The sequence below is a fragment of the Marinobacter qingdaonensis genome (genome assembly GCF_034555935.1).
Classification (GTDB): Bacteria; Pseudomonadota; Gammaproteobacteria; order Pseudomonadales; family Oleiphilaceae; genus Marinobacter; species Marinobacter qingdaonensis.
Genome location: NZ_JAYDCJ010000003.1, coordinates 1,334,970 through 1,360,122 on the forward strand (window position 1 = coordinate 1,334,970; position 25,153 = coordinate 1,360,122).

Annotated in this window: 22 protein-coding genes and 1 pseudogene; 18 read left to right on the forward strand and 5 right to left on the reverse strand. The window is 52.8% G+C overall.

Annotation, left to right across the window (positions count from 1 at the left end; translation table 11 throughout):
* Positions 1–13: 13 nt before the first annotated feature.
* Positions 14–1,210, forward strand: coding sequence for a porin (locus tag U5822_RS09235; RefSeq protein WP_322855337.1), 1,197 nt, complete (start codon positions 14–16; stop codon positions 1,208–1,210).
* Between the two features lie 99 nt (positions 1,211–1,309).
* Here U5822_RS09235 and U5822_RS09240 read toward each other — a convergent pair whose 3' ends face one another.
* Together U5822_RS09240 and U5822_RS09245 are read right to left on the reverse strand one after the other, a co-directional pair.
* Positions 1,310–3,286: a sigma-54-dependent Fis family transcriptional regulator gene (locus tag U5822_RS09240; RefSeq protein ID WP_322855338.1), complete on the reverse strand. Its 1,977-nt coding sequence runs from the start codon at positions 3,284–3,286 to the stop codon at positions 1,310–1,312.
* Positions 3,287–4,101: 815 nt separating this feature from the next.
* Positions 4,102–4,776 (reverse strand): cupin-like domain-containing protein, encoded by a 675-nt coding sequence (locus tag U5822_RS09245; protein WP_322855339.1) that lies wholly within the window; start codon positions 4,774–4,776, stop codon positions 4,102–4,104.
* A 352-nt stretch (positions 4,777–5,128) separates the two neighbouring features.
* Here U5822_RS09245 and U5822_RS09250 point away from each other — a divergent pair, with 352 nt between their 5' ends.
* Together U5822_RS09250 and U5822_RS09255 are read left to right on the forward strand one after the other, a co-directional pair.
* Positions 5,129–5,563, forward strand: coding sequence for a DUF4124 domain-containing protein (locus tag U5822_RS09250; RefSeq protein WP_322855340.1), 435 nt, complete (start codon positions 5,129–5,131; stop codon positions 5,561–5,563).
* A 62-nt stretch (positions 5,564–5,625) separates the two neighbouring features.
* Positions 5,626–6,429 (forward strand): enoyl-CoA hydratase-related protein, encoded by an 804-nt coding sequence (locus tag U5822_RS09255; protein WP_322855341.1) that lies wholly within the window; start codon positions 5,626–5,628, stop codon positions 6,427–6,429.
* 297 nt (positions 6,430–6,726) lie between these two features.
* Here the strand turns inward: U5822_RS09255 and U5822_RS09260 are convergent, their stop codons facing one another.
* Positions 6,727–7,191, reverse strand: coding sequence for a transposase (locus U5822_RS09260; protein ID WP_322855342.1), 465 nt, complete (start codon positions 7,189–7,191; stop codon positions 6,727–6,729).
* Positions 7,192–7,355: 164 nt separating this feature from the next.
* Here U5822_RS09260 and U5822_RS09265 point away from each other — a divergent pair, with 164 nt between their 5' ends.
* From U5822_RS09265 to U5822_RS09270, 3 genes are all read left to right on the forward strand, one after another.
* Positions 7,356–7,550, forward strand: coding sequence for a hypothetical protein (locus tag U5822_RS09265; protein ID WP_322855343.1), 195 nt, complete (start codon positions 7,356–7,358; stop codon positions 7,548–7,550).
* 149 nt (positions 7,551–7,699) lie between these two features.
* Positions 7,700–7,894: a helix-turn-helix domain-containing protein gene (locus U5822_RS18360; protein WP_425259401.1), complete on the forward strand. Its 195-nt coding sequence runs from the start codon at positions 7,700–7,702 to the stop codon at positions 7,892–7,894.
* Between the two features lie 26 nt (positions 7,895–7,920).
* On the forward strand, positions 7,921–8,430 hold the full coding sequence (locus tag U5822_RS09270) for a hypothetical protein (protein WP_322855344.1): 510 nt from the start codon (positions 7,921–7,923) through the stop codon (positions 8,428–8,430).
* 269 nt (positions 8,431–8,699) lie between these two features.
* Here U5822_RS09270 and U5822_RS09275 read toward each other — a convergent pair whose 3' ends face one another.
* On the reverse strand, positions 8,700–9,914 hold the full coding sequence (locus U5822_RS09275; RefSeq protein WP_322855345.1) for a hypothetical protein: 1,215 nt from the start codon (positions 9,912–9,914) through the stop codon (positions 8,700–8,702).
* Between the two features lie 188 nt (positions 9,915–10,102).
* Here U5822_RS09275 and U5822_RS09280 point away from each other — a divergent pair, with 188 nt between their 5' ends.
* Positions 10,103–10,804, forward strand: a complete 702-nt coding sequence (locus tag U5822_RS09280; RefSeq protein WP_322855346.1) for a hypothetical protein — start codon at positions 10,103–10,105, stop codon at positions 10,802–10,804.
* 43 nt (positions 10,805–10,847) lie between these two features.
* Here U5822_RS09280 and U5822_RS09285 read toward each other — a convergent pair whose 3' ends face one another.
* Positions 10,848–12,281 (reverse strand): hypothetical protein, encoded by a 1,434-nt coding sequence (locus tag U5822_RS09285; RefSeq protein ID WP_322855347.1) that lies wholly within the window; start codon positions 12,279–12,281, stop codon positions 10,848–10,850.
* Positions 12,282–12,544: 263 nt separating this feature from the next.
* Here U5822_RS09285 and U5822_RS09290 point away from each other — a divergent pair, with 263 nt between their 5' ends.
* The 11 genes and pseudogenes from U5822_RS09290 (at position 12,545) to U5822_RS09340 (ending at position 24,979) form a co-directional block, all read left to right on the forward strand.
* On the forward strand, positions 12,545–14,269 hold the full coding sequence (locus tag U5822_RS09290; RefSeq protein ID WP_322855348.1) for a type I restriction-modification system subunit M: 1,725 nt from the start codon (positions 12,545–12,547) through the stop codon (positions 14,267–14,269).
* The gene (locus U5822_RS09295; protein ID WP_322855349.1) at positions 14,262–15,524 is read left to right on the forward strand and encodes a restriction endonuclease subunit S; all 1,263 of its coding nucleotides are present in this window, start codon (positions 14,262–14,264) and stop codon (positions 15,522–15,524) included. The genes U5822_RS09290 and U5822_RS09295 overlap by 8 nt, the downstream gene beginning before the upstream one ends.
* 507 nt (positions 15,525–16,031) lie before the next feature.
* A complete protein-coding gene (locus tag U5822_RS09300; RefSeq protein ID WP_322855350.1) occupies positions 16,032–17,123 on the forward strand; it encodes a helix-turn-helix domain-containing protein in 1,092 nt (363 codons plus the stop codon).
* On the forward strand, positions 17,074–17,592 hold the full coding sequence (locus tag U5822_RS09305; protein ID WP_322855351.1) for a PIN domain-containing protein: 519 nt from the start codon (positions 17,074–17,076) through the stop codon (positions 17,590–17,592). Before U5822_RS09300 ends, U5822_RS09305 begins: the two co-directional genes overlap by 50 nt.
* An 89-nt stretch (positions 17,593–17,681) precedes the next feature.
* The gene (locus tag U5822_RS09310; protein WP_322855352.1) at positions 17,682–20,816 is read left to right on the forward strand and encodes a type I restriction endonuclease subunit R; all 3,135 of its coding nucleotides are present in this window, start codon (positions 17,682–17,684) and stop codon (positions 20,814–20,816) included.
* Positions 20,813–21,532 (forward strand): M48 family metallopeptidase, encoded by a 720-nt coding sequence (locus tag U5822_RS09315; protein ID WP_322855353.1) that lies wholly within the window; start codon positions 20,813–20,815, stop codon positions 21,530–21,532. The genes U5822_RS09310 and U5822_RS09315 overlap by 4 nt, the downstream gene beginning before the upstream one ends.
* Before the next feature lie 46 nt (positions 21,533–21,578).
* Positions 21,579–22,511, forward strand: coding sequence for an SIR2 family protein (locus U5822_RS09320; RefSeq protein WP_322855354.1), 933 nt, complete (start codon positions 21,579–21,581; stop codon positions 22,509–22,511).
* 55 nt (positions 22,512–22,566) lie between these two features.
* Positions 22,567–22,755: a M48 metallopeptidase family protein gene (locus tag U5822_RS09325; protein WP_322856906.1), complete on the forward strand. Its 189-nt coding sequence runs from the start codon at positions 22,567–22,569 to the stop codon at positions 22,753–22,755.
* A gap of 3 nt (positions 22,756–22,758) precedes the next feature.
* Complete coding sequence (locus U5822_RS09330) at positions 22,759–23,916, forward strand: DUF4268 domain-containing protein (protein WP_322855355.1); 1,158 nt, start codon at positions 22,759–22,761, stop codon at positions 23,914–23,916.
* 58 nt (positions 23,917–23,974) lie between these two features.
* Positions 23,975–24,189, forward strand: a pseudogene (locus tag U5822_RS09335) (ADP-ribosylglycohydrolase family protein); the annotation flags it as partial.
* Between the two features lie 109 nt (positions 24,190–24,298).
* A complete protein-coding gene (locus U5822_RS09340) occupies positions 24,299–24,979 on the forward strand; it encodes a hypothetical protein (protein WP_322855357.1) in 681 nt (226 codons plus the stop codon).
* Positions 24,980–25,153 lie beyond the last annotated feature (174 nt).

Sequence of the window (25,153 nt, forward strand, 5' to 3'; positions counted from 1 at the left end):
CAGGAGTAAACCAATGAAAGTGTTCAAAATCACCCGCAGTATGCACCTTGGGTTAACGTCGCTAGCGGCCGTTGCAATGTTAAGTGGCACGGCGTCGAATGCAAAGGCCGAGGTTCAGATTGGCGAGGTCGCCGACACCCAACTGGCAATGTACGGAATTCTTGATGGCGGAGTCCTTTATCAAGATAAAGTGACCACCGACGGTGACCGGAAGATAGGCGTGGAAACCAGCGGGCTTACCCCAACTATCCTGGGGTTTAAAGGTTCGCGCACGCTGGACAACGATTGGAATGCCTTCTTCAATCTGGAAGCCCATTTTGATCTGGATACCGGCATGTTCCACGGCTCCGGTGACGCAGATACTGACGCCGATGACGGCAGCGGCCGAGTTCTCTTCCGGCGTCAGGCCAATGTTGGTCTCTCTGGCGACTGGGGTACGGCTATTATCGGACGTCAGTATGGGCCCGCTGTGTTAGCTCATCTGGCAACCGAACCACGTGGGTTCAAAGAGCAGTTTTCGAACACTTATGCATGGGCCTACAGCCAACTATTCACGACCGTGAACGATTCCTCCGGCATGGCCGGCAGGAACGCCAACAATGATGTCGGTTTTTTCTTCAAGAACGCCGTGCAGTATCGCAATAACCTGGCTGGCGTTGATTTCGGAATACTCTACTCGTTCGGAGGGCAGGAAGGCTCCACCGCTGAGGGCGATGTTTTATCCATTGGTGCGGCCTACGCTGCCGGGCCTCTTACATTGTCCGGCTCTTATCAGCGTATGCGAGACCAGCAAACCGCCGAGGACCTGGTTACCAGCTGGGCGACCGGCGCTGCGTATAACCTTGCCGACTGGACGTTCAAGCTCCACTTCATGAACACCGAAAACAAGGACGCTTCCGGAACAGAAGTGCTGGACGTGGACGCACTGGGTTTTGGTGTTGATTGGCAGTGGAACCTCAAGAACAGTGCCACTGTTGCTTATTACATCAATGAGGACGATGCGCCAGCAGCAAGTGCCAAAACCAGATCGCTGGTGGTAAGCAACGACTACAGCCTTTCTGAATCAACGATCCTGTACGCCCAGATGGCTTATGTTGATGCCGATGATATGGGAGTTGTTTCTCAGTTTGCCACTTCGATTGTCGCCAATCCGACACCGGTCAATGAAAAGACCGCACTCCTCAATGTCGGGGTGAATTACGCGTTTTGATGTCCAGGCTGAGTCGCAGCCTCAGCGAGTTAACCCTCAGTTCTTGCAACCCGGCATAGTCTGCCGGGTTTTTTGGTTAACGGGTTCCGTACATCTTGGTTAGCTTTCTTGAGGTTCGAGCAGAAGTCCGTGAGCTTTTATTTTTCGGTGCAGGGTTGAGCGGCTGACGCCCAGGGCTTTGGCAGCACGCGTAACATTCCAGCGATTGGTTTCCAGCGCGGCGATCAGTTGCTGTTTCTCCGGCGACTGCGAAGTTGCGCCGTTGCCGCTGGACTGGGCTACCGAAGCCGTGCCAGCAGAGAAATCTTCAAGGCCAGGATTAAGCACCTCGCCCGCAAGATCGTCGATCTGGATGTCCCGGCCTTCGCGCATACACGCGGCGCAATGCAGAACGTTCTTCAATTGACGGATATTGCCAGGCCAGGGGTAGCTCACCAGGGCTTGCTCTGCTTCCGTGGCTAATCCAATGGGATCAGGGTCTCCCAGTTCCGAGCGAATCTGTTCCAGCACTTTCCGTATCAGCTCGCTTTTATCCTGTCGATTCCTGAGTGCTGGAAGCGTCACTTTGAAAACGCTGATTCGGTAGTAAAGATCTTCCCGAAAGTCGCCCTGACTGACATATTGCTCCAGATCTCGGTGGGTGGCGCAGATCACATTGATGTCGATTGGTACGGGCTCCACCTCGCCCAATGGAATGATCTCCTTTTCGGCAAGCACACGTAGCAAGCGAGCTTGAAGCTCAGCCGGCATATCACCAATTTCATCCAGAAACAGGGTGCCACCGTCACTGGCTTCTATTTTGCCTTTCTTGCCCGATTTCAGGCCTCCGGTGAACGTGCCAGCCCCGTAACCGAACAGTTCGCTTTCAATCAATGTTTCCGGGATGGCGGCACAATTTACGGCAACGAACGGACGTCCGCGTCTTGCACTGCTGTCATGAAGCGCCTTCGCCCACACTTCTTTGCCGGTGCCGGTTTCACCCTGAATCAACGTAATAACACCGCGATCGACTATGCGCATGCAGCTGTTGGCCTGCCTGATCAGGGCAGGGTCGGACCCTGCAGCTTCGAGTAGCGGCGTGTGCTGCTCAGGGGGCAAGCGCTTCAGGCCAATGCTTGAGGTGCGCTTTGTCTGCGCAGCTGCAGTCTGCCGGCGCAATGTCTCCTGCTGGGGTTTGGCTTCTGGTGGGCGCAGTTCCAAGTGGAGATCGAATTCGGCGTTGTTGAATTGGAACTGGTGGTGGAATGGCGCAGGCTGGAATAGCTCGTTCCTGCTGATTTGGAACGCCTCTTCGACACCCTTTCCTACGAGGTCATATCTCTGCCGGCAATTGAGCGCCATTAAGGCCGTGGTCGTGGCCGCGATCACTGTTCCGTTATCGTTAAAGGCGACCAGCGCGGTGTTCATGTTAGCCGCACCGGCCAGGTTGATTATATGCTGGTTTTTGTAGGCACCTCGAAAAATAAGCGCCTCAATCTCATTGGCAGTCTCTGTCACGAAATTCAGTGCCAGGGCCTGGCCGAGGCGGTTGCCACTGGCGAACGTGGACATGTCCAAGCCGCCGACGATACTTCCATCGGCCCCAATGAGGGGGGCAGCAGAGCAGCTGAAACATTGCAGGTTCGTGCCGTAGTGCTCGCTGGCGTCAACCGTAATAGGTCGCTTTTCCTCCAGACAGGTACCTAATCCGTTGGTGCCAACTATGGCCTCTTGCCAAAGCGTGCCCTGTCTCAAGCCCTTCGACTGCAATGCACGGTCATGGTCCGAGTCGGTGAACGCCTTGACCGTCACTCCTTCAGCATTGCTGATCAGCACGCTGTAGCCGCTTTGTCGCGCTACCCGGCGTATTCTTTGAATGATGCTGTGAGAATCGAACAAGAGCTGTTCCAGGGGTTCTCGTTTTTCCTGGATTTCCCGTTCAGTCAGAGAGCAAAGTTTGATGGTTCTCTGAGGCTCAATCTTGTATTTGTCTTTACACCGCTGCCAGGAGGATTGGATATAGCTGGCGTCATTCTCTGGGGTGACGGCCGGAGCGGTTGAAGTACTGGATGTGTAAGAGCCATTATTGTTGCGCATGTGCTCATTCTCATTGGCGACCATGCTCTTTGTCAGAGAGCATAAGCCTAATTGTTGTTATGTGTTCTACGCGTCCCGTTGGTGGTGGCTGGCGAGCGGTCCACCTTAGTGGTGGGAAGTCTCGAGCAGAAACTGATCGCTGAAAGCAGCGACCCTACGTCAGCCAAGCGGCGCTTCCGTGCTTGCTCTTGGGGATACCAGCCTTCAGTTGCTTCAGAAGCTTTGCCCCTTTGGCCCGATGAACTTCCAACAAGTAGATAGCAACTGCATCAAGTTGTCAAACGCCCCACGGACAGCGGCGCTGCAGGCGTTGCCTGGATTGTCTGGCCAGGCCTCAGGGACAAAAAAAGAGCGCGGGAACCGCGCTCAAAGCCCTGTGCTGCTGATGCGTGACAAAACACAGGGGACCGCAATGCCTTCCTTCAAGGCGAGGAACCCTCGGTACGCATAGGAAACGTCAGGCAATAACTGAGCCAGTGGTTTTGCTGGAATCAAGGCCCGCGAAGGGGGGATAAGTTCACGGGTTACAGCTTGAGATCGTTCTTTACTGAGACAGTGTGTCGTAGAGACTGAGTCAAGCTGTCGCGTAGAGAGGTCCGCAATGTGAGCCGCACACGTTTACCGACACCGGTATGGAAGGTTTGACCTGGGTGTACTTCCTGGCGCCCTGGGGGATGCAGCTTGAAATAGTTAGCTACCCTTATGGTCAGGGTTATGAGCAGAATACCGGTCGCCGGATGTGGGATCCCCGGTACTGAGCTTTTCAATGTCAGAGCCCAGGGCCTCGTCCGGATGTGCCAGACGAGGCCAAACGTTCAAAACGCCGGTCGCTTGAAGCTCTTGTGCCGGACTTCGTCGTGTCCCTTCAGCCGTTCCAGCCACTCATCGATCGCCACCACGCCGTATTTCACCGGGTCGGGTAGGAATCGCAGTCCGGGCAGCCTAGTGTCGAACAGGCTGGCCCGGCGAATCTGGTCGGCCAAGGGGCTGACGAACGACAGGCTGGCGGTAATCGACAGATCCCGACTCAGGGTCTCGGTTCGATGCGGGCTGGTTGACGGCATATAAACGCCCAGTCCTGGCTTGAGCTCCACCGTGAGGGCGCGCTGATCGAACGACGGATCATAAACCTGCGAGAGAGGGTTGGCTTCGCCGCGAAAGAACTCGCCGAGACTTTGCTTGGAGACCATTTCCGGGTCGTTCGGGCTGTAGGCCAGAAAACGTTTCTCGCCGGCCAGTTGCAGCAGCAGGTTGCTGCCGTAGTCCATGTGGAAGGGGGTGCTGGCCTTGCCCCGGCTGATGAACAGCGAGCCGGTGCAGTACTGGACGTTGCCGTACCGCGGGGGCAAGGACGACCGCAGGGCGTTGGCCATGGCGGCGAATACCCCGCGTAGGGTCGGAACCTGTTCGATTTCATGGAGCGTGACCCAGACGTCCCGCGCCGGGTCGCTCAACAGCGCTTGCAGGTCCGTCCGCGACAACTGTTGCACGTTAAAGTCTTCATTCCTGGCTTGGTAAGCCGTTTTGCTCTTGATGCTCTGGCTCGGCACGCCTTGCAGTAATGTGTCCAGGTACGCGGGGTCAAAAAGGGCCTGCCGATGCAGGTCGTGGGTGACGGCCGCCGGTTCGCTACCTGGTGTTCTGGCTCTAATGCTCTCCGAAAAATTTAGGTTTATCATGACCTTGCCTCTTTTCGCTTCCAAGGTCGACGACTTCGCCTGAAGTCCTGCGTCATGATTAAGATTAGTTACAGGGGCTGGGAACGACAACCAGTCGATATTGAATTTTTTGTGGCTTGGCTATACTCCCGAGGCTCAATTCAGACCCACAGGGAGTGGAAAAATGCCATGGACGACGGCCATTGTTATTGCGTTGATTGCCCTTGCTGCACCGGCCAGCGCCGAAGTGTTTACCTGGATCGATCGCCAGGGCGTGGCGCATTTTTCGGATTATCCGCCAGGTGAGTTGCCGCACCAACAGCTGAGTCTGCCCCGGCCTTCAACGGTGCCCATGTCGGAAAACCTCCAGCAGGAGCGCCGTATTTCCGGTATCCGCGACGAGGTGCGGGACCTTTTAGCTAAGCCCGGGCGCGCCCAGGGTCGCGACCAGAGGGCTGAGGAGGCCGACCGCGCCCGAGTGTGTGACGGCTACCGCGACAAGCTGGCGCGCATTCAGTCGAAGCTGCGAGCGGGTTATGGCAACGACAAGGGCAACACCTTGCGCCGCCAACGCCGGATTACCAGCCAGAAGCTCAGCCGGGAATGCATCCTGCGCTAGCCCTTGTGGTGTCATAGGGGTGCTATATTGCCCGGACAGCAACAACAACCGGGAGCCCTCCGATGACTAACTTGCCCAAGCTGACCGACGCACGGCTGACCCTCGAAGACCGCGTGGCGGTGCTCACCCTGGATCGCCACGACGTGCGTAACGCCCTGACCGGCACGCACCTGATCGACGACATCATTGCCACCACGGAGTGGGTCAACCAGTGCCAGGAGGTGTCCGTGCTGGTCATTACCGGCGCCGGTTCTGCCTTCAGCGCCGGTGGCAACATCCGGGACATGGCCGAACGCACAGGCGACTTTGCCGGCGATGTCGCCGAGTGTGCCGAGCGCTACCGTCGCGGTATCCAACGCATTCCCCTGGCCATGCAGGGAGTGGAAGTGCCGGTGATTGCCGCCGTCAACGGGCCGGCGATTGGCGCCGGCTTCGACCTGGCCAACATGGCGGATATCCGCATGGCATCCGACCGGGCCAAATTTGGCGAGACCTTCCTCAATCTGGGCATCATTCCCGGGGACGGCGGCGCCTGGTTCATGCAGCGCCAGATCGGTTACCAGCGCGCCTTTGAACTGACGCTGACCGGGCGAGTGGTGGAGGCGGCCGAAGCGCAAGAGCTTGGCATTGCCATGGACGTGGTGCCGGCCGATGAACTGATGCCGGCCACGCTTAAGTTGGCCCGGCGCATGGCCGAGCAGCCGCCCAAGGCGACCCGCCTGACCAAGCGTCTGATGAAGACGGCGCAGCGGATGGAGCTGAAAGACTTCCTGGATCTGTGCGCCTGTTTCCAGGGCATGTGCCACAACGAGCCCGAACACCTGGAGGCGGTCAATGGCATGCTCGCGGCCATGGCCCGGAAGTAGCGCCTGTTAGCGAAACAGGATGTACAGAATCCAGAGCCCCTGTGTTATTTGTAGCAGCCGAACGAAGCCAATGCGGGGTTTTTGGGAGGGCCAGAAACGACAAAACCCGCACGAGGCGGGTTCTGTCAGAATTCGGATGGTGCCCGGAGGCGGAATCGAACCACCGACACGGGGATTTTCAATCCCCTCCAAACCGAAGTTTTCCCTTAAAAATACCTTTTAAAGCAGAGTCTTAAGTTTAGCGTAATCCCCGAGGGGAAGTGGAGGGGAGAGTGGGCGCCTTTAGGGTGTTCACCGTCAGTCATCACTTTCGATCTTTAAGCCACGCTTTTTACGCAGAAAGCTACCATCCTCCGCTTTGACGTCTGTAAACCCGTAAAGCCCCTCTTTCTCCAGGATACTGATAACTGTAGCTGCATGGATGGAGCGTCCTATCTCGGCGCTTATGGTCTTAGCGATGGAGTTTGCAGACCCAAAGTCGCCACTTCGTGCCAAGCTGACAACCCTTTCGCGGACGCTTTCGGGCGTCTTCCTTGCCAATCGTTTTGGTCTTTTGGATCGAGGTTTCCACGCGTCTCGGTCACCACTCGCCTCAGCCTCCTCTAGCTTCTTCCAGCGATAATACTGGCTGTGGTGAACGCCTGCCACCTGACAGGCTTCCAAAACAGTGAAGTGCTCTTCATGAACCAGCTCACCCACCTTCCTGATGATGCGTGCCTTTTCGCGGTTGCTGCGATTGTCGTATCGCTTCGATTTAATCATGGAAGGTTTATTGAGACATTTGCGAAATTAAAGCGCAATGAACGACTAATTACAAGAAAGGTTATCCATCCTGGGTTTTTCGGCGGAAGAGCTCACATTGGCTAGTACCCGAATGGTCATCAGTACCTGGTGGGGCGCAGTAAATACAACAAAAAGGAGATGTAATGATTGTCTATATGGGTAGTTTGAATAGGGTTTGTGATTTATCGATAGTAGTAGAAGGTCTGTTGGATGAGGGGTATTCGCCAGAAAATGTTGTTCAAGAAGTTATCGAATTTTGCGCAAGAAATGGAGTGCTCGTTTATACGTTTGATGTAGAAAGGATGCTAGAGGAAGTGGTTGGTTTGGGGTGTGGTTAAGAATGCTGGTTGACCATTTCTTCTAATGAAAAGTGCCAACGTTGGTGGAAAATCTTGATTAAGATTTAACTTTATGAAAATAAAGAAAAAATTGACTATTCCTGCTGTCGGTGTATGATTGGGTTCGTAAGGAGATAACAATGACAAAAATGATAAATCTCAGTGAACTTGATGCAGAGGAGTTGGTAGACGCAAGGGTAGCCGCGCGACTTTTAGGGTTGTCAGTTAGAACAGTTGGAGACCTGGCGGCAAGACGAGCGATTCCACTGTATAAGATTGGAAGGGGAAACCGGTTTAAGGTGAGCGACATCATCGAATACCGTGAAGCACGCAAGGTGCATTAAGAAAATAATAAAATAAGAAAAATAAAATGAAGTCCACATTTGAAAGTCAGCAGTTTCAGCCTGGCTTCGCTCAACGCTTGGCATATGAAAAAGCACTGAACGACTGGCTGCGAGATTACGAGTTCAAATATTTCTACACATTGACTTTTCGATCCGATGTCTCCGTTCATAAGGCTCGCGCAACGCTGAATCATTTTGCGCAGAGGCTGTCCCGTAGGGCGTTCGGGGATAGCTGGAAGTCTCCCGATTTTCCCATGAATAGGGTGAGCCTTGTGGCTGGTTTGGAGCGTCAAGCCTCGTCCCGTCTTCATTGGCATGTCGCCATGCAACCCCTTGATCACTCCCGCCGATTATCAAGCATCGTCTTGGTGGAACTGGCTGTTCGCGAGTGCTGGGCTGCAAGCGGAGGCTCGCCACAGCAGTTAGATTTCCAAGTGATAAATAAAAACGAAGACGACAAAGTGGTCAGTTACTCCATGAAACAGGTGAAATATGACACTGACACGTTCTACGAAGAGTGGTTCTCACGCCAGTAGTGGCTCAAGCCTAACGGGTAGGGTTGCTGTGAGAGGCACGGAAAACAGGGTAGGGCCGTAATAACGGACTGCCTTGATAGGTTAGTAATGTTCAGAGAAAAGTTGTTAAAGAGATATTGTTCGATGAGTAGATGATATGACGATCATCGAACGGGTAACTGGAACTATGTTGATCTCATACCAAATGATGAACTGAACGCTCAAGAGAGTAATAGTCTGACTGACGACGATCAGGGATGAAGTGCAGACTACTACCCGTTAAGTACCTGTTAGCCTGTGGCACAGATATGGAAACGGTATCCTTCCTGATGACGCTCGATCTTTGAAACGTTGATACTGAATTCCTCTCCACTGAACTCTTCTGCGTCGTTGAACCGATCATTGATCTCGTAGGACAGGCGACTAATGAATGATTGGTTCAGCACCTTCATGAATCCCTGTGACGATAGATGACTTACCCACGGAACGACTCCTACCTGTTCAATGGCCGACTCAATGCTTGAATCGAATGATACGTTTAGCGTCAGTTCGACGGGGTCAGACGTCACCTGTCGTCGTTGTCCGAAAACAGCATGCTTCGGTTTCACTTCATCGAATGCTTCCCTGAGTTGCGGCACCACATCAACGGCTGCTTGTTTTACTAACGGAAAGATCGTACCGGCGGCTATCGGCGGGGCAATTTCAAGAACGCGGTTGTAAGCCCATGCAGACTGCGACAGTTGCCACTGGTGCCATACTGGAGGACACACGAGACTATCGTCCCTATCGCCGCCACGGATCAATTCAAGAGCTCTCTGGCGACTGTATAAGTCTGTCGCACTGAAACCCGTGGCATTCGCCAACTTCCCCTTGATGCTCGCTTCAATGGCTCGAACCTTCTCGGCCAATCGTGGGAATCGTTCCTGCTGATCCACAACAAAGCTGAACACCATTCCGAGCGAGAGGTAGTCGACTGCATTCAACAAGTCCCGGTTAGCCTCGTGACCAGCGCCCTTCAGGTCCTTGGTGAAAATGAATCGTAATCCTCGACGCAGTGAAGCATCCAGTCCTTGAACTCTAAGTGCGACGTCGGAATGCCTCTCTTTAACGAGCACCAACCAGGCGACCGCGAGATACGATGGAACGAACGCGAAATCAACAGCGGCATCCCCCGGTATTGCCGTGTCCTCCGGCACTGTCCAGGAACCATGACCAAAGTGAAGTTCTGGATCGTTGCGTTGGTTTTCAACCAGGTATCGCGTGTAATCTTCGATCTGGGTATCCGTCGGTGACTGCGCAGTGTTTCTGGCGCAACGCAGCAAAGTCAGGCGTTGATAGAAGCTCTTTACGATCTCCCGGTAGCCCTTCAAGTCGTAATCAACGATAGGCAACGGGCTAGCCGGAGTATCCCAGCAGAACGCCTCTAACGGCTTCTCAGGCACAAGATGGTGAAATTGATCCGATGTCAGATTATCGAAGTCCAAGTCTTCGGTGATAAAAATCATGTCAGTCTCCCATTAACGTTAAAGATACAGTTGCATTAACTGATTGGCAATACTGTATTAATAACGTGGGTCGACAATGATGACCTTTGAAATCGCCAGTGGCTTGGGGTCGGTAGCATGCAGAAGGATGAATTCTTGATTAAGAATACAGTATCCTTTTCATTGTCAATCCCAGTGAGTTAAGTTCCATGGACGTAAAAATCACCCTGATCGCACTGACGATGAAGCACGCCCAGCTGCATCTGATGCTTCCGAGCGATAACAATGCTCTGCCTTCAGCGACCCTCGATAGCGGTGACCCGGACACAGTGGCGAATGAGCTTGCAGCTGACTTATCGGGGTGTTCGGAGGGCGTTCAACGTCATAGCTTTCTCGCGCCCTGCGAGACGGGGACCGACAAACTGACCCTTGTCTATTTCCAACTGCTTACTGAGGAGACGCTTCAAACATCCAAGGATAGGAATACTTTGGTCCCCGCCGTGAAAGCCGGCACCTCTCTCGGTGCTGTCGAAACGAAAATTGTGGAAGACTTCGTCGGACACCTGAAAGCGGACCTGGACCAGGTAATGCAGTCCAGATTGAACAAGCGTGGATTGATCCATTTGTTGGGATTGTTACCGGATATTTTCGATCACAAGGAACTTGCAGCCGCCTATTTCGCCCTCACAGGTGAAAAGCCCTCCAGTTCTTTGATGCTCGCCCGGATGATGCTCGATCGTTACACCATGGGCAGTGGTGAGCGGCAAAGGGAAGTAAAAGGTCGGGATTTGATTGAGGCGTACGAATCTGAAGCTGAAGAGCTTCTGGGGGAGAAGTGGGAGAAGAATAAAGACCTGTACCGAACAGGTGGACCCAAGGCTAAGCGGCTATACAGAAAGAAAGCCCAGTAGGGTATTCCCTGGGCTTTCCTTCTCAACATAGTTCTACGCCTCGTTAGCTACAAGGCTCCCAATTTTCTCCATCGGAAGAACACTCTGTCGTGCGTGTCCCGTCAGGATAGGTTGTTGTCTTTTCGTATTGCCCCGAATCGTTCTTGTACAGTGCGACCTGGTTTTCCCCTTCCTGATACGCCTTTCGCTTATGCCACGAATCGGCACCGCCCATGCCGATTTCCGAGTAGCCATACGGCAAGCCCTCATAGGTATCGACCAGCACGGCAGAGTCCAATGTATCAAGTTGGGACTTCAGTCCCAGCCAGTCGCTCAACGGCATCAGATCGGTATCGGGCGGCAGGTAAATAAACTGGCTGCTGTAATCCGAGGTTCCATCAGAAAACTCGACAAACGCGTATCTCATGTACGTCTCGGTCGTGAAGTCCACCGCTTGGCATTCGGCAAACTCAGTTGCCTGCTTGTTAACCAGGTTCGTCAGCTCATAGGTTTTCCCGTCCTGAACGGTGATCACGCCTTCCTTACTATCGCAGCTGTAGTTCGAACCGTCTCCGCCTCGCGATTCGAATTCGAAACTGTCGTAGTAACTGAGGTCACCCTCTTCCAACCTTCCGACTTCGCCATAGATGATCGGACGCACCACTTCAGAAAGATCGTCACTCACCTTGTCCAGGCGGAATATCTGCCGAGTTTCATTGATCAGATGGAATTCGAGATACCACGCATCCGGATATTGATCGCCAGCATCGCGCTCATCGAATTGGTGGTAGTCCGCTCTTACCAGCAATGCGTTCGGGTACTCATTCTTCAACCGTGCGGTTTCAGCGAAGCTTTTCTTCAGCCCCTTCACGATGCTGATCGCTTTCGCTTGGGTAGCTACATCTCCATTGGCGACGAAGTCCGAGAACAGCTGAGCCTCGGAGATGTTGTAATGCGACACAACCTCAACAATTGAAGTTTCTAGGATGGAACGAAGTTGTTCCCTTTTTTGTTCCTGATCGAGAACGTCCGCACAAGTGAGGTCCGTCAGGTCCGCATTTAGCTCATCCTGAATGGCTGTCCACAGCACGGATGTTAGCGGCGATATGTTGAAGAACTCACGATCACTGACCTGCTCGAAAGGCGGTGCAAAGACCATTTGATAGGGCTCATCCACTTCACCCTGATCTTCATCGATCGCACCCGCAGGCACATCGACGACGAGAGGCGCATACCCCAAGCACTGGCGATCCGCTGAGGACAGCTGCAGGGTGTAGTCTCCAAAATCACCAGATACGGTTTGAGGCTCGCCCGCATCCAGGACGCCATTGAAGTTGAGGTCGAGAAAGACCGTGGCACCTGAAATATAGCCATCGATCACCTTTCCTGAGGCGCTTGCGACGTTTTCGGACGAGCTCGTGGAGCCGCCAGAGCCGCCACCACAGGCAGAAAGAATGAACACGGACGAGAGAAAACATGCGATTGATTTTTTGTGCATCACTAATCCATTAGATTGATTTTTATAGGGGATTTCCTACGGTGACATGCAGTCTAGAACGTGAATGAAAAAACGAAAACCGTTTTGGAAAATTCACAATCGCGGTCAGTCAGAACCACTCACGGAAAGAAGTGACATTTCCACAGATTGTCACCGCACTCCATTGCTGCACCTGAATCGGGTGGCTACACTCATCGCGAACTTGCCGGCGTTAGTGCCTTTTTGTCTTGTGATAGTCATAAGCAGTAAATGGAACCTTTTGAATGAGCCACAACATCTCCTTGCAACAACTTGAATCCTTTCTATGGGAAGCCGCCGACATTCTGCGCGGCAACATGGATGCATCCGAATACAAGGACTACATCTTCGGGATGATGTTTCTGAAGCGCCTGTCGGATGCCTTTGAAGAAGCACAGGAAGGCGTTGTCCGGTACTACATGGACAAGGGCAAGGCCGAAGCACAAGCCAGGGCGCTGGCGGACGATGAAGACGAATACGACACGACCTTCTATATACCACCCATTGCGCGCTGGGGTGCCATCAAGGACCTGAAGCACGACATTGGCTCTGAGTTGAACACCGCCACCGAAGCCATCGAAGAATTCAACCCCGTGCTGGAAGGGGTGCTGGTTTCCATCGACTTCAACATCAAGAACAAGCTGTCTGATAAAAAACTGCGCGACCTGCTGAGCCACTTCAGCCGTTACCGCCTGCGCAACGAAGACTTCGAGCGCCCTGACCTGCTGGGTACCGCCTACGAATACCTGATCAAGATGTTCGCGGACAGCGCCGGTAAAAAAGGCGGTGAGTTCTACACCCCGTCTGAAGTGGTGCAACTGCTGGTTGCTTTGCTGAAGCCTCATGCCGGGATGCGTATATACGACCCTACCGCCGGCTCTGGCGGCATGTTGGTACAGACCCGGAACTATCTGGCGACCCACGGTGAAAACCCGTCCAACTTGTCCCTGTTCGGTCAGGAGATGAACCTTAACACCTGGGCGATTTGCAAGATGAACATGTTCCTGCATGGAGTCTACAGTGCGGACATTCGCAAGGGCGATACGCTCGGTGATCCGCAGCACACCCAAGGTGGCGAACTGATGACCTTTGACCGGGTCATTGCCAACCCGCCCTTCAGCCTGAAGAAGTGGGGTAAGGAAGAAGCGGACAGCGATTCCTACGGGCGCTTCCCCTACGGCACACCGCCCAAGGATGCCGGTGACCTGGCATTCGTCCAGCACATGATCGCCAGCCTGAACGCCGAAGGCATGATGGGCGTAGTAATGCCCCACGGTGTTTTGTTCAGGGGTTCCAGTGAGAAAGCCATTCGCCAGGGCATCCTGAACGATGACCTGCTGGAAGCGGTGGTTGGCTTACCCGCAGCCCTGTTCTACGGCACCGGCATCCCAGCCTGCCTGTTGATCATCAACAAGAACAAACCGGCAGATCGCAAAGGCAAGGTGCTGTTCATCAACAGCGAACTGGAATACGAAGAAGGCAAGAACCAGAACAAACTCCGCCAGCAGGACATTGAAAAGATCGTCCAGACCTTCGACGACTACGCGGAAATCAAACGATATTCAAAAGTCGTCACTCTGGCTGAAATTGCCGAAAACGATTACAACCTGAACATCCGCCGTTACGCCGACACCAGCCCGCCTCCGGAAATCTTCGATGTGCGCGCTATCTTGCACGGGGGTATTCCGGTGCGTGAAGTGGAAAGCGAGTACATCCGGGAAGAAGTTCTGGAAGATTTCGACGTGTCCACCGTTTTCGTGAAACGGGATGCTGACTACTACGACTTCAAGCCGAGGATCGACACCAAAGAAGCCATTCGGGAAACCGTGGGGGATGTAGATGCCAAGGTAATCACACAGCTGGAGCGTTGGTGGCACAAGTACCGGTTGTCATTGAGCGATCTTGATGCACAGGTGGCTGAAGCTGAAAACGTGATGAAGAGGTATCTCGAGGAGTTGGGGCATGTTTAAAACTATTCCCGGGGAATGGCGGCGGGTACCCCTATCAGCACTGGGACAACGTGTTAGGCGCCGCAATACTATTGGCAATACTAATGTTCTAACCATCTCGGCGGTTCATGGTCTGGTAAACCAAAGAGAGTTTTTTAATAAGATTGTCGCCAGCGAGAACCTCTCTAACTATTTTCTATTGAAACGCGGAGAATTTGCTTACAACAAAAGCTATTCAAATGGGTACCCTGTTGGCGTAGTCAGACGCTTAAAGAGGTATCAGTCTGGGATTCTGTCACCGCTATACATTTGCTTCGACATGTCATCATCGGACGTTGATGAACGATATGCCGAACATTTTTTCGACAGCCAATGGTTTATCGACGAAATCAACCAAATCGCAAAAGAAGGTGCGAGAAATCACGGCTTGTTGAATGTGGGGGTTGGAGATTTCTTCGATCTGGAGTTCGTTCTTCCCCCACTCCCCGAACAACGAAAAATCGCAGCCATCCTGTCGTCCGTCGATGACGTGATCGAAAAAACACGCGCACAGATCGACAAGCTGAAAGACCTGAAAACCGGCATGATGCAGGAGTTGTTGACCAAAGGGATTGGGCACGTTGAGTTTAAGGATTCGCCGGTGGGGCGGATACCGGCATGCTGGGAAGTCCGCAAGGCCGACGATATTTCTGGTTCAATCATGGTTGGCGTAGTAATCAAGCCCACTCAATATTACGTTGATCAAGGAGTGCCAGCCTTGCGCTCCGCCAACGTCAGAGAGAATGGCTTGACGATGGACAATCTGAAGTATTTCTCGCCAGAATCCAACGACCAACTACACAAAAGCAAGCTCAGAAAAGGCGATCTGCTAACCGTACGCACTGGATACCCTGGTACTACAGCAGTTGTAACCGATGAATTTGAGGGCTGTAACTGCATTGATGTGGTAATCACTCGTCCTTCAGCAGAAATGGACTCTCACTTTTTCTCCCTGTGGGTGAACTCGGATCAGGGGAAAGGTCAGGTTCTGAAAGCCCAGGGAGGGCTCGCACAACAACACTTCAACGTAGGTGATATGAAAAACCTGTTGGTGCCAGTCCCACCTCTAGAAGAGCAACGAGATATTTTTCGAGCGGTCGATTCTGTAATCAAGAAGTTGTCAACGAGCGAAAAGCGGCTCGCTGGGTTAAACAACCTGAAAAAAGCCCTCATGCAAGACCTTTTAACAGGCAAGGTCAGAGTTAACGTCAGCGAGAAAGAAACCGCAGTTGCGTGAACGTAAAAATGGCGGAGGCAATCGCCCCCGCCATTCAATCACCGCTTCTTACGAACCTTGATCGGAAAGACCTTGCCCTTCTTCGGGCGGATGATCTTGCCGTTCTTACGGATGTAAGGGCGGAAAATAATCTCATAGTCGTCTTTGCGAGCCATGGGATCACCTCCAGCTACAACCACGGCCTTGGAAACTTCGCAAAGTTGACGTTTTGCGCGGTGAGGTCTAACCTTCCGTTCGCAATAATCCGATTGCAACCTGCCAAGAGAACAGGGCCGCCATGCTAAGTCCTGCTCTTTTGCGTCCTCCCGGCTCGGGTTGCCGCCCGAGCCGGGAATCCTTACCAAGAAAGCCTTCTTAGACTCTCCTGATACACATCCGGTTGGTGCTTCTTGCAATAAAGCACTACATCTTGTGTTTTTCTGTGAACAATGTACCTATAAGGTTGACAGTCGTCAACATCAAACTAAAATCGTCAACCAATAGTTGTCAACTTTAAGGAAGAGAGCCATGTTGCATGATCGGTTGCGTCGTGCACGAGTCCTGAAAAACATGTCCCTGCAGCAGGTCGCCGACCAGCTGGGAGACATCACCAAACAGGCATTGTCGAAGTATGAACAGGGAAAGGATGCGCCTAACTCAACTCGTTTGATCCGTCTGGCGGATGTGCTGGGGGTAAACCCGGAATACTTCTTCCGCTCGGACTCCGTGGAACTGGGTGAGGTGGACTTTCGAAAGCACTCGGCGTTCGGTAAGAAACAACAGGAAGCCGTAAAGGAACAGGTTCGCGAACATCTGGAGCGTTACCTGGCCGCTGAACGCCTGTTTGATACCGAGAATGACGACAAAGGCTTCGCTCAGTGGCGTGAGCATTTCCCAGTGTCGAATACCGACGATATCGAAAAGGCTGCAGAAAACCTACGGGAAGCCTGGCACCTTGGTACTAACCCTATCGCCAACCTGACCGAAACCCTGGAAGAAAACGGAATCAAGGTGGTGGGTCTTGAGGCTCATGAAAAGTTCGATGGTTTGTGCGCGGTTGTGAATGATGGCGCCGATGCCGTTATCGTTAGTAACATCTCTCGCCCCGGAGAACGTCAACGGTTTAACCTTGCCCACGAGCTTGGTCATCTGGTGATGGATATTCCTGATGATATTCATGGCACTCGCGATGAAGAGAATTGGTGCCATCGGTTCGCAGGAGCCTTTCTGTTTCCTGCCAGTCAGGTTAGGGCTGCTTTCGGAAGTCACCGGAGTCGCGTGCTTCTTAGGGAGTTCCTGCTCGCCAAAGAGGAGTGGGGAATTTCCATTCAGGCATTATTGCGCCGGCTATATGACCTTGGCATCGTTCAACAAGGGTTTTACCAAAGTACCATCCGTTTCTGGTCCTCACGAGGCTATCGGAAGAGCGAGCCAAAGCCGCTGCATGAGGAAAATTCCTATCGTCTGCGCCAACTCGTATATCGGGCACTGGCAGAGGGGCTTGTGACCCCTTCCAGAGCGGCGGAATTACTGGGTGTCGGTCTTGGAGAGATCGAGGATGTCATGGCTAATGGACAAGCAGGTGACGGCGCCGATGCCCTCGAAGATTCTCGTCTCTGACACCAACATCTGGATCGACCTGCACCACAGCAACCTGCTGGAAAAAGTCTTTCAGTTACCCCATGAGTTCGTCACCACGGACTTCGTTTGGCGGGAGCTTCGAAAACCGCCCGGAGCGCAACTGCAGGACTTGGGGCTCACCATTGAAGGGATCGGCGGTGATGAAACCCAACAGCTGTTTGGTCTAAAACAGACGCTGAACAACTCATCTCTGGCAGACGTCTCATGCTACTTTGTGGCCAGGGAACGGGGCTGGACTTTGTTGACTAATGACGGCGCTCTCAGGAAGTCCGGCCAACGCGCCTCTATGGACGTACGAGGCGTGCTTTGGATATTGGATGAGCTAGAACACCGTCAGGTTCTATCCCCCGCAGCTCTGTCCACCGCATTAACGGCAATGCTCAACGCAGGAGCCCGCCTGCCCGAACATGAATGTGATAAACGTCTGGCCAAATGGGGCGTCGGCTGACATCCAGTTTTCCCCTTCAAGCTGCTAATCTACGGTGATACCAATTAGTTGCCTCATGCAGGAGGCACATGCTTATCAGGGAGCTTTCCTTGTTTCAGGATGAAGTCGAAAAGGTTGAACTGCCCGCCATTGAACACCTAACTCGCCTTGGCTGGACCTACGTGCCCGGTGCGGACCTTGCGCCGGTGTCGACGGTTGATGGCTCACCGGTTGGTGAAAGGGGGTACTATCGGGATGTGGTGTTGTCCAAACGATTGGAAGCTGCCGTTGTCCGATTGAACCCGTGGATAAGTGAAGAAAACCTGCGCAAAGTCGTGCGCGAATTCACCCACCCGAACCACGCGGGTCTGATGGAATACAACCAGTCCATTTACGACCTGCTGGTGAACTACCTGTCCGTTGAACAGGACCTGGGTTCCGGTCGCAAGGGGCAGACCGTCAAGGTTATCGACTTCGACAACCCTGAAATCAACGAATTCCTGTGCACCAACCAGTTCAAGGTTGAAGGCATCAACCAAAACATCATCCCGGATATTGTCTGCTTCGTGAACGGCTTGCCGCTGGCGGTGATTGAGTGCAAATCGCCGTATGTAGCCGACGCGGTAGTCGAAGGCATCAACCAGCTGCGCCGGTACGCCAACCTGCGCAGCCCGGAAGACGATGAAGGTGCCCAGAAGCTGTTCTGGTACAACCAGCTGATGGTCTCTACCTGCCGGGATCAGGCGAAGGTGGGCACCATCAGTTCCAGTGCGCAGCATTATGGGGATTGGAAGGACGCTTACCCGTATACCGATGCCGACATTCAGGCAATGGTCCAACAGCCTGCCTTCATTTCCACCGGCTCGACAGCATCCAGCCACAAGACCGGTGACGTACCCTCACCGGAGTATCTGGTTGCCGCTAAACAGGTCGCTTCAGGTACTGGAACCCGTTCAGGCGAAGTTACCCCGCAACAGCGGTTGCTTGCTGGCATGTTCAACCCCGCCAGCTTCCTGGACCTGATGCAGAACTTCACCCTGTTTGAACCGGTAGATGGTCGCCTGATTAAGAAGGTCGCGCGGTATCAGCAATACCGGGCAGTGAACAAGGTCATAGAGCGCCTCAAGAACGGCACCACACGCAAGGAAAAGTCCGGGGTAGTCTGGCATACCCAAGGGTCCGGGAAGTCCCTGACGATGGTCATGCTGGCGGTGAAGATGCGCCGTGACGCGGAGCTGAAGCAGTACAAGCTGGTGTTCGTGACCGACCGTACCCAGCTGGACGGTCAACTATCCAAAACCTTCCGGGATGCTCAGAACGAAACCATCCATAACGCCGGATCAGTGGCGGAACTGAAGGAACTGCTGTCCAAAGATTCTTCCGACATTGTGACTGCCATGGTGCAGAAGTTTCAGGAAGCCGAGCAGGAAGGCGACTTTACGGACCTGAACCCCAGCGAGAAGATCATTGTGCTGGCGGACGAAGCCCACCGCACCCAGTTTGGCGGGCTGGCAATGACCATCAATGCCGCCCTGCCCAACGCCCCGAAGATCGGTTTTACGGGCACGCCCCTACTGAAGTCCCAGAAGATGGACAAAGCCTTCGGCGGCTACATCGACAAGTACAAAATCAACGAAGCGGTGGACGACGGCGCCACCGTGCGCATCATCTACGAAGGGCGCCAGGTTCAGAGCGACGTGGTGGGTGACTCCCTGGATGCGCTGTTTGAAGAATACTTCAAAGACAAAAGCGACGACGAAAAGCGGGAAATCAAAAAGAAATACGGTGTGGAACGCGCGGTACGGGAAGCCCCTGCCCGTATTCGCTGGGTGTGTATCGACCTGCTGAAGCATTACCGGGAAAAGATTCAGCCCAACGGCTTCAAAGCCATGATTGTGGTGGGTAGCCGCCATGCTGCCACGGTGTTCAAAAAGACCCTGGACGACCTGGAAGCGCCCCCTTCTGAAGTGATCATTTCTGGCACTCACAACGACCCGGCATACCTGAGCCAATACACCGACAGCGCCCATCAGAAACAGGTAATCAAGAACTTCACCAAACCACTGGGCACGGATAAAGAGAAGGAAGACCCAACCAGCTTCCTGATTGTGAAGGACATGCTGCTGACCGGTTTTGATGCTCCCATCGCCCAGGTGATGTATATCGACCGGAGTTTGAAGGACCACACCTTGATGCAGGCAATCGCGCGAGTGAACCGGACCTACAAGGGCAAAGCCTGCGGTTACGTGGTGGACTACTACGGTCTGTCAGACTACCTGACCGACGCTCTGAACCAATTCAGTAGTGAAGACGTGGAAGGCACCTACCACACACTGAAAGACGAGATACCGCGCCTGAAAGCGGCTCACACCCGTGTGGCTTCCATCTTCTCCGGGGTTAAAAGTACGGATGTAGATGACTATGTGCTTCACCTGAAGGATGAAGACACCCGCCAGCAGTTCGAACTGGCGTTCAAGAAGTTCGCCAAGCAGATGGATGTGATTCTGCCGGATACTGCCGCCAAGCCTTTCATTCCGGACCTGAAATTGTGGGGCAAGGTGCAGAACGTTGCCCGCAACCGCTACCGAGATGCGGGGTTGAACATCAGCGATGCCGGGGCAAAAGTCCGCCAGCTGGTTGATGAACACATCGTCAGTACCGGAGTGGACCCGAAAATTCCGCCGGTGGACCTGATGGCAGCGAACTTCAAGGAGACCGTGGAGCGGATCAAATCCCCGGAATCCCGCGCATCCGAAATCGAAAGCGCCATCAAGCACCACATCACCGTTAATCTGGATGAAGACCCGGAATACTACAAATCCCTGAGCCTTCGCCTGAGGGACATTATCGAAAAGACGGCGGGTAAGTGGGACCAGCAGCTGGAACTGCTGCTTCAGATGGTCGATAGCATGGAGTCTGAACACAAACAGGCTGCGGACGATCTGGGGCTGAGTGAAACCGAATTCGCGTTCTACAACATCTTGATGGCAGAAGTGACCAGCCATGCCGGTGAAGATGCCATCAGCGAAGCCGTACACGACGAGATCAAGGCAGCCAGCCAGGACCTGGTGGGCATGTTCGACGAAGCCACCCAGATTGTGGACTTCTTCAGTAAGCCGGACGAAGTAAAGCGGATGAAGAAGGAAATCAAACGGGCGGTTCTGGATTGTTCGTTTGGTGAGAAAGCCCTGGTGAACGTGGTTCAGGATCGCTTCATGGACCTGGCGAAGAACAAGTTCAAATGATGGCAGCCTCACAGAAACCAGAATATCGAGACGGGCATGGCTTCATTGCCGAAGTCATTCGCACCAATCGGCGGAAGTCTGCGGATATTCGCGTGGAAGATGGCGCGGTGTCTGTCGTGGTGCCCGTGAACACCCCTGCCGAAAAGATCGACCAGCTACTGGCAGCCAAACGCCGCTGGATTAAAGAAAAGATCACCCTGCACCGGGAAATGACACCCGCCAGCAGCAAACGCTATGTCTCTGGCGAAGCCTTCGGTTATCTGGGGCGTAACTACCGACTGAAGGTAGAAACGGGCAACTTCGCGCCTGTGAAACTGTTGAATGGACGTTTAGTGGTCACCGTACCCACTGGCACCGAGCAATCCCACATGGTGCGCAATGCTCTTGTGCGCTGGTACAAACGGCAGGCTGAACAGAAGCTCACTGACAAAGTGGAACGTTTCGCTCCCGATGTCGGTGTTGAACCTGCCGGAGTCGGAGTCCGCACCTTCAAATCCCGCTGGGGCAGCTGTACCACCAAGGGCAAGCTGGAATTTAACTGGCAGATCATGATGGCACCGAACCGGATGGTGGATTACGTGGTGATTCACGAACTCTGCCATTTGATACGGCATGATCATTCCCCCGAATTCTGGCGGGAAATGGCGCGGGTGATGCCGGACTATCAGCGGTGTCGGGAGTGGTTAAAGCTGAACGCAAGAAACTTGGAAGTATAGGTTTGTTATGACACGGAAGGCGCTGATATTCGGCAACGGATTAGGAATGGCTTTGGATCATGAGCACTTCAATCTAACCAATGCCATTGATTATATTTGGGGTCATGAGGACATATTAAGTGACGATGATCGGCGGTACATTGAAACGTGCTTGCCCGGAGTCGAAGGGAGACCGCCCGAAGGCGAACATGAATGGGGAGTTTTGCACCTTGCAGTTACTGCATGCGGCTTTCTAAGGAAGCTGAGCGGCAATGATGTGGAATGGCTGAGCGAACAAGGTCGATTGTTTCCAGACACGATCTCAAGGTTTGTTCACAAGGTAGCCACCAAGCTACATAACTATGAGGATGGGGGGCTCCCCGATGCGTTTATTGAGCCCTTGTGTGATTTTCTTAAGGATACGAAATCACATGTGGCAACACTGAACTATGACCGTCTGCTCTATGGAGCGATGATCGACAATGGTGTGTTGGATGGCTTTAATTTTCTTGTAGATGGGATGTGGGACGCAGGTTTCCATCGCGACAATCTCGAACGCCTTTATGGCCGAGATTTTGGATATTACTTGCACCTGCATGGATCGCCACTCTTCGTGAATCGAAACGGTACTCCGACGAAAAAACAGCGCCATCAGCTGTCTGTTGATAGCGACTTTATAGGCAGGCACATCGTACTAACTCATGTTGATTACAAAATGTCTGTCATAAGTTCATCCCCAGTTTTGTCAGCCTATTGGGAGTATTTGGATTACGCATTAGGCGAAGCGGAAGAAATCGTTGTTTTCGGATGTTCTGGTGATGACGAGCATCTCAATCAGAAACTGAAAGCTTATGGCAGTGTCCCAGCCAAATCCATAAGGGTGATTGAATGGACTGGGGCGGGTGATCATGAAGAACGTAGGAGATTCTGGCGGAGAAAACTGGGGAATAAAGTGCGACTGACCCAATTGGATAACATCTTAGAATTCGCGGACTGGTAGCCAACGACGATTCCCACTCTGGTGTGAGTTGATACGCTTCCCCGTCAGCGGCAAGTTGGGATTTAACTTATTGACCGTGGTGGCACCTAACCAAATGGTGGATTACGTCGTGATTCACGAATTCTGCCAACTGATACGCCACGACCATTCCCCAGAGTTTTGGCGGAAGCTGGAGAGGATGATGCCGAAGTACCTGCAAAGCTGCGAGTGGCTGCGGGACAACGCAATGAGATCGAGTATATGAGCCATGTATAGGATCAACAGGTCATCCAACAGCATCCAGCGGCTAGAGAAGAAGTCGTTCTCGGGGCTTGGCTTTCGGGAACGGGAACATCTTCAGGAATGGATTGCGAAACAACCGGACGTGCTCGGCGAAGACCTGCTGATTATTCAGAAGGAGTTTTCGGGCTTTAACGATACTCAGGAGCGACTGGACCTGCTGGCACTGGATAAGCAGGGTGCGCTGGTGATCATCGAGAACAAGCTGGACGACACAGGGCGGGACGTTACCTGGCAGGCACTTAAATACGCTTCATACTGTTCGGGGCTCTCCAAGTCGAATATCGCCAATATTTACCAGCAATACCTTGACCGGTCCCAGCCTGGCACCAAGGCGGAGGATTTGTTGTCTGAGTTCTTCGATAACCAGGATTTCGCAGACATAACACTGAATAAGGGTGTCACCCAGAGGATAATGCTTATTGCGGCGAACTTTCGAAAAGAAGTGACAAGCACCGTCCTTTGGCTGCTCAACTTCAAGGTTAGGCTGCAGTGTTTTCGTGCCACGCCCTACGCCATGGGAGAGGAGCTTTTCTTGAATGTCGAACAAATCATTCCGACTCAGGATACGGAAGAATACATGATCGGCATGGCAGAGAAGGCTCAGGACGACATTGAAGACCAAGTTGAACAAAAACACCGCCACATTACCCGTCGTGAGTTCTGGGGGCGGGTAATAGAAGCTATGAATGAAACACAGTCCAGCCTTTACCAAAGCATCAGCCCAGGGGACTCCAGCTGGATAGGTGCTGGATCGGGTGTAGGGGGTATTGGCTTGCACTTCGTGGCGACCCGCCAATATGGAAGAGCGGAACTTTACATCGATCGACCTGATAAAGCAGATAATGAGTATGTCTTTGGGCAACTGCTAGCACGGAAAGAAGAAATCGAGAGGGACTTTGGCGGCCCTCTGGAATGGGAGCCTCTGGAGGGTAGGAAGGCATGTAGGATCAAGGCAGAGGCGCCTGGAAACATCTTTGAACGTGAAAATTGGGACAGCATGGTCAGTTTCATGGTTGATGCCATGTTCCGACTGGAGCGGGCTGTAAAGGGTCCCTTGAGGGAAGTTTGGGCGGCAAGGAGAAACCAAGCAGCAGCGGACACTGGTAGACAACCGGAAACCTGATGGAACTCTCTGTCGAAACGGCTAAAGGAAAGTTCCTTTAGATCGATATAAGGGTGCTCTGATTAGACTGGCGGTCTTGGTGACGGGCTGGGAATCAGACTCGAGTTCTCGTTGCCGGGGATATTCGAGCCGAATTCGGATAGGAAGGGAGGTAGTCCTTTCAATCTCAAGCCGGGTGAATGGACGGACGACACTTCGATGGCTTTATGTCTCGCTGAGAGCATCCTGGAAACTGGCGGCTTTGATCCACAAGACCAGATGAGTCGATACCTTCAATGAAGGGATGAGGGTTATCTTGCAACCATATTTCGCATGAATTGGTTAGCCATAGATACATAGTCTACTGTCATTACGGTAACTACTATAAAAAAGGGATGGAGCGATGTCAGAGCAGGGAAAGCACCAGTGCAGTGAAGTAAATAGCGGAATGTCTTCTTTTATAGTGTTTTGGCGCCGACTTTCATTTGTCGAACGAATTTGGTTCGTTTTGGCAATGTTAATCGCCCCGGTGGTTTTTATACCCCTTCTCATTAGTAGCGATACCCAACCGGAGCAAAATATCCAAGGTGCAGAAGATAGCCGGTCCATTAATGCGCAGGCTAAGGCAGAGAATGGACTTGTTACAGTAAGCGAAACGCAGTCAGTTTCTACTGCAGAGACAGACAATGATGAGAAGGGTGCTATCAGTAATTTCAATGCCTCAGTAATCTCCAATGCTACCTACTGGGGAGAGTACAGTTCCTGGTCCACCTGGAAGGTTTTCATTGTCCCGACAGACCTTAATCGTGAAGAAATAATCTCACTGGCTAGAGGTGTTCATAAAAAATACCCAGAAACCAGGGTGCGCTTTTTTGATGATGATCAGAAGCTTCAACAGCAAATACAGGCAGAAAAGTATGCTTGGGATACGACAGGTGAGATTCCCCGCACGCAATTTCCAACCGAATGGAGAAAAGCGCACCAAATTGCAATTATCAACGATCAATCTGAGAAGGCTCGCAATCGTTGGCAGCTTATTTATGCAAAGGGCGGGGTGAATGAGTTTGTGACCTTTTTGGACTAACTCATTCACTGATTAAAAAGGGGCTACGTGCTAGCAGGAAGCCGCTGCTGGGCTGCCAATCACTGATTTTCCTCAGGGAAGCGAACCTATCGCATGGTTGTCGTTGTGCTGGCATGCCCCTGCTATTCTTGAATCATTTCTAATTCGACATCATTTTCCGAGGTACGAGTTGCA

Excerpts from the sequence above, each read along its gene's own strand:
- U5822_RS09235 (WP_322855337.1), top strand. The coding sequence starts at position 14 with ATGAAAGTGTTCAAAATCACCCGCAGTATGCACCTTGGGTTAACGTCG.
- U5822_RS09240 (WP_322855338.1), bottom strand. The coding sequence starts at position 3,286 with ATGCGCAACAATAATGGCTCTTACACATCCAGTACTTCAACCGCTCCG.
- U5822_RS09250 (WP_322855340.1), top strand. The coding sequence starts at position 5,129 with ATGCCATGGACGACGGCCATTGTTATTGCGTTGATTGCCCTTGCTGCA.
- U5822_RS09255 (WP_322855341.1), top strand. The coding sequence starts at position 5,626 with ATGACTAACTTGCCCAAGCTGACCGACGCACGGCTGACCCTCGAAGAC.
- U5822_RS09260 (WP_322855342.1), bottom strand. The coding sequence starts at position 7,191 with ATGATTAAATCGAAGCGATACGACAATCGCAGCAACCGCGAAAAGGCA.
- U5822_RS09265 (WP_322855343.1), top strand. The coding sequence starts at position 7,356 with ATGATTGTCTATATGGGTAGTTTGAATAGGGTTTGTGATTTATCGATA.
- U5822_RS18360 (WP_425259401.1), top strand. The coding sequence starts at position 7,700 with ATGATAAATCTCAGTGAACTTGATGCAGAGGAGTTGGTAGACGCAAGG.
- U5822_RS09270 (WP_322855344.1), top strand. The coding sequence starts at position 7,921 with ATGAAGTCCACATTTGAAAGTCAGCAGTTTCAGCCTGGCTTCGCTCAA.
- U5822_RS09275 (WP_322855345.1), bottom strand. The coding sequence starts at position 9,914 with ATGATTTTTATCACCGAAGACTTGGACTTCGATAATCTGACATCGGAT.
- U5822_RS09280 (WP_322855346.1), top strand. The coding sequence starts at position 10,103 with ATGGACGTAAAAATCACCCTGATCGCACTGACGATGAAGCACGCCCAG.
- U5822_RS09285 (WP_322855347.1), bottom strand. The coding sequence starts at position 12,281 with ATGCACAAAAAATCAATCGCATGTTTTCTCTCGTCCGTGTTCATTCTT.
- U5822_RS09290 (WP_322855348.1), top strand. The coding sequence starts at position 12,545 with ATGAGCCACAACATCTCCTTGCAACAACTTGAATCCTTTCTATGGGAA.
- U5822_RS09295 (WP_322855349.1), top strand. The coding sequence starts at position 14,262 with ATGTTTAAAACTATTCCCGGGGAATGGCGGCGGGTACCCCTATCAGCA.
- U5822_RS09300 (WP_322855350.1), top strand. The coding sequence starts at position 16,032 with ATGTTGCATGATCGGTTGCGTCGTGCACGAGTCCTGAAAAACATGTCC.
- U5822_RS09305 (WP_322855351.1), top strand. The coding sequence starts at position 17,074 with ATGGACAAGCAGGTGACGGCGCCGATGCCCTCGAAGATTCTCGTCTCT.
- U5822_RS09315 (WP_322855353.1), top strand. The coding sequence starts at position 20,813 with ATGATGGCAGCCTCACAGAAACCAGAATATCGAGACGGGCATGGCTTC.
- U5822_RS09320 (WP_322855354.1), top strand. The coding sequence starts at position 21,579 with ATGGCTTTGGATCATGAGCACTTCAATCTAACCAATGCCATTGATTAT.
- U5822_RS09330 (WP_322855355.1), top strand. The coding sequence starts at position 22,759 with ATGTATAGGATCAACAGGTCATCCAACAGCATCCAGCGGCTAGAGAAG.
- U5822_RS09340 (WP_322855357.1), top strand. The coding sequence starts at position 24,299 with ATGTCAGAGCAGGGAAAGCACCAGTGCAGTGAAGTAAATAGCGGAATG.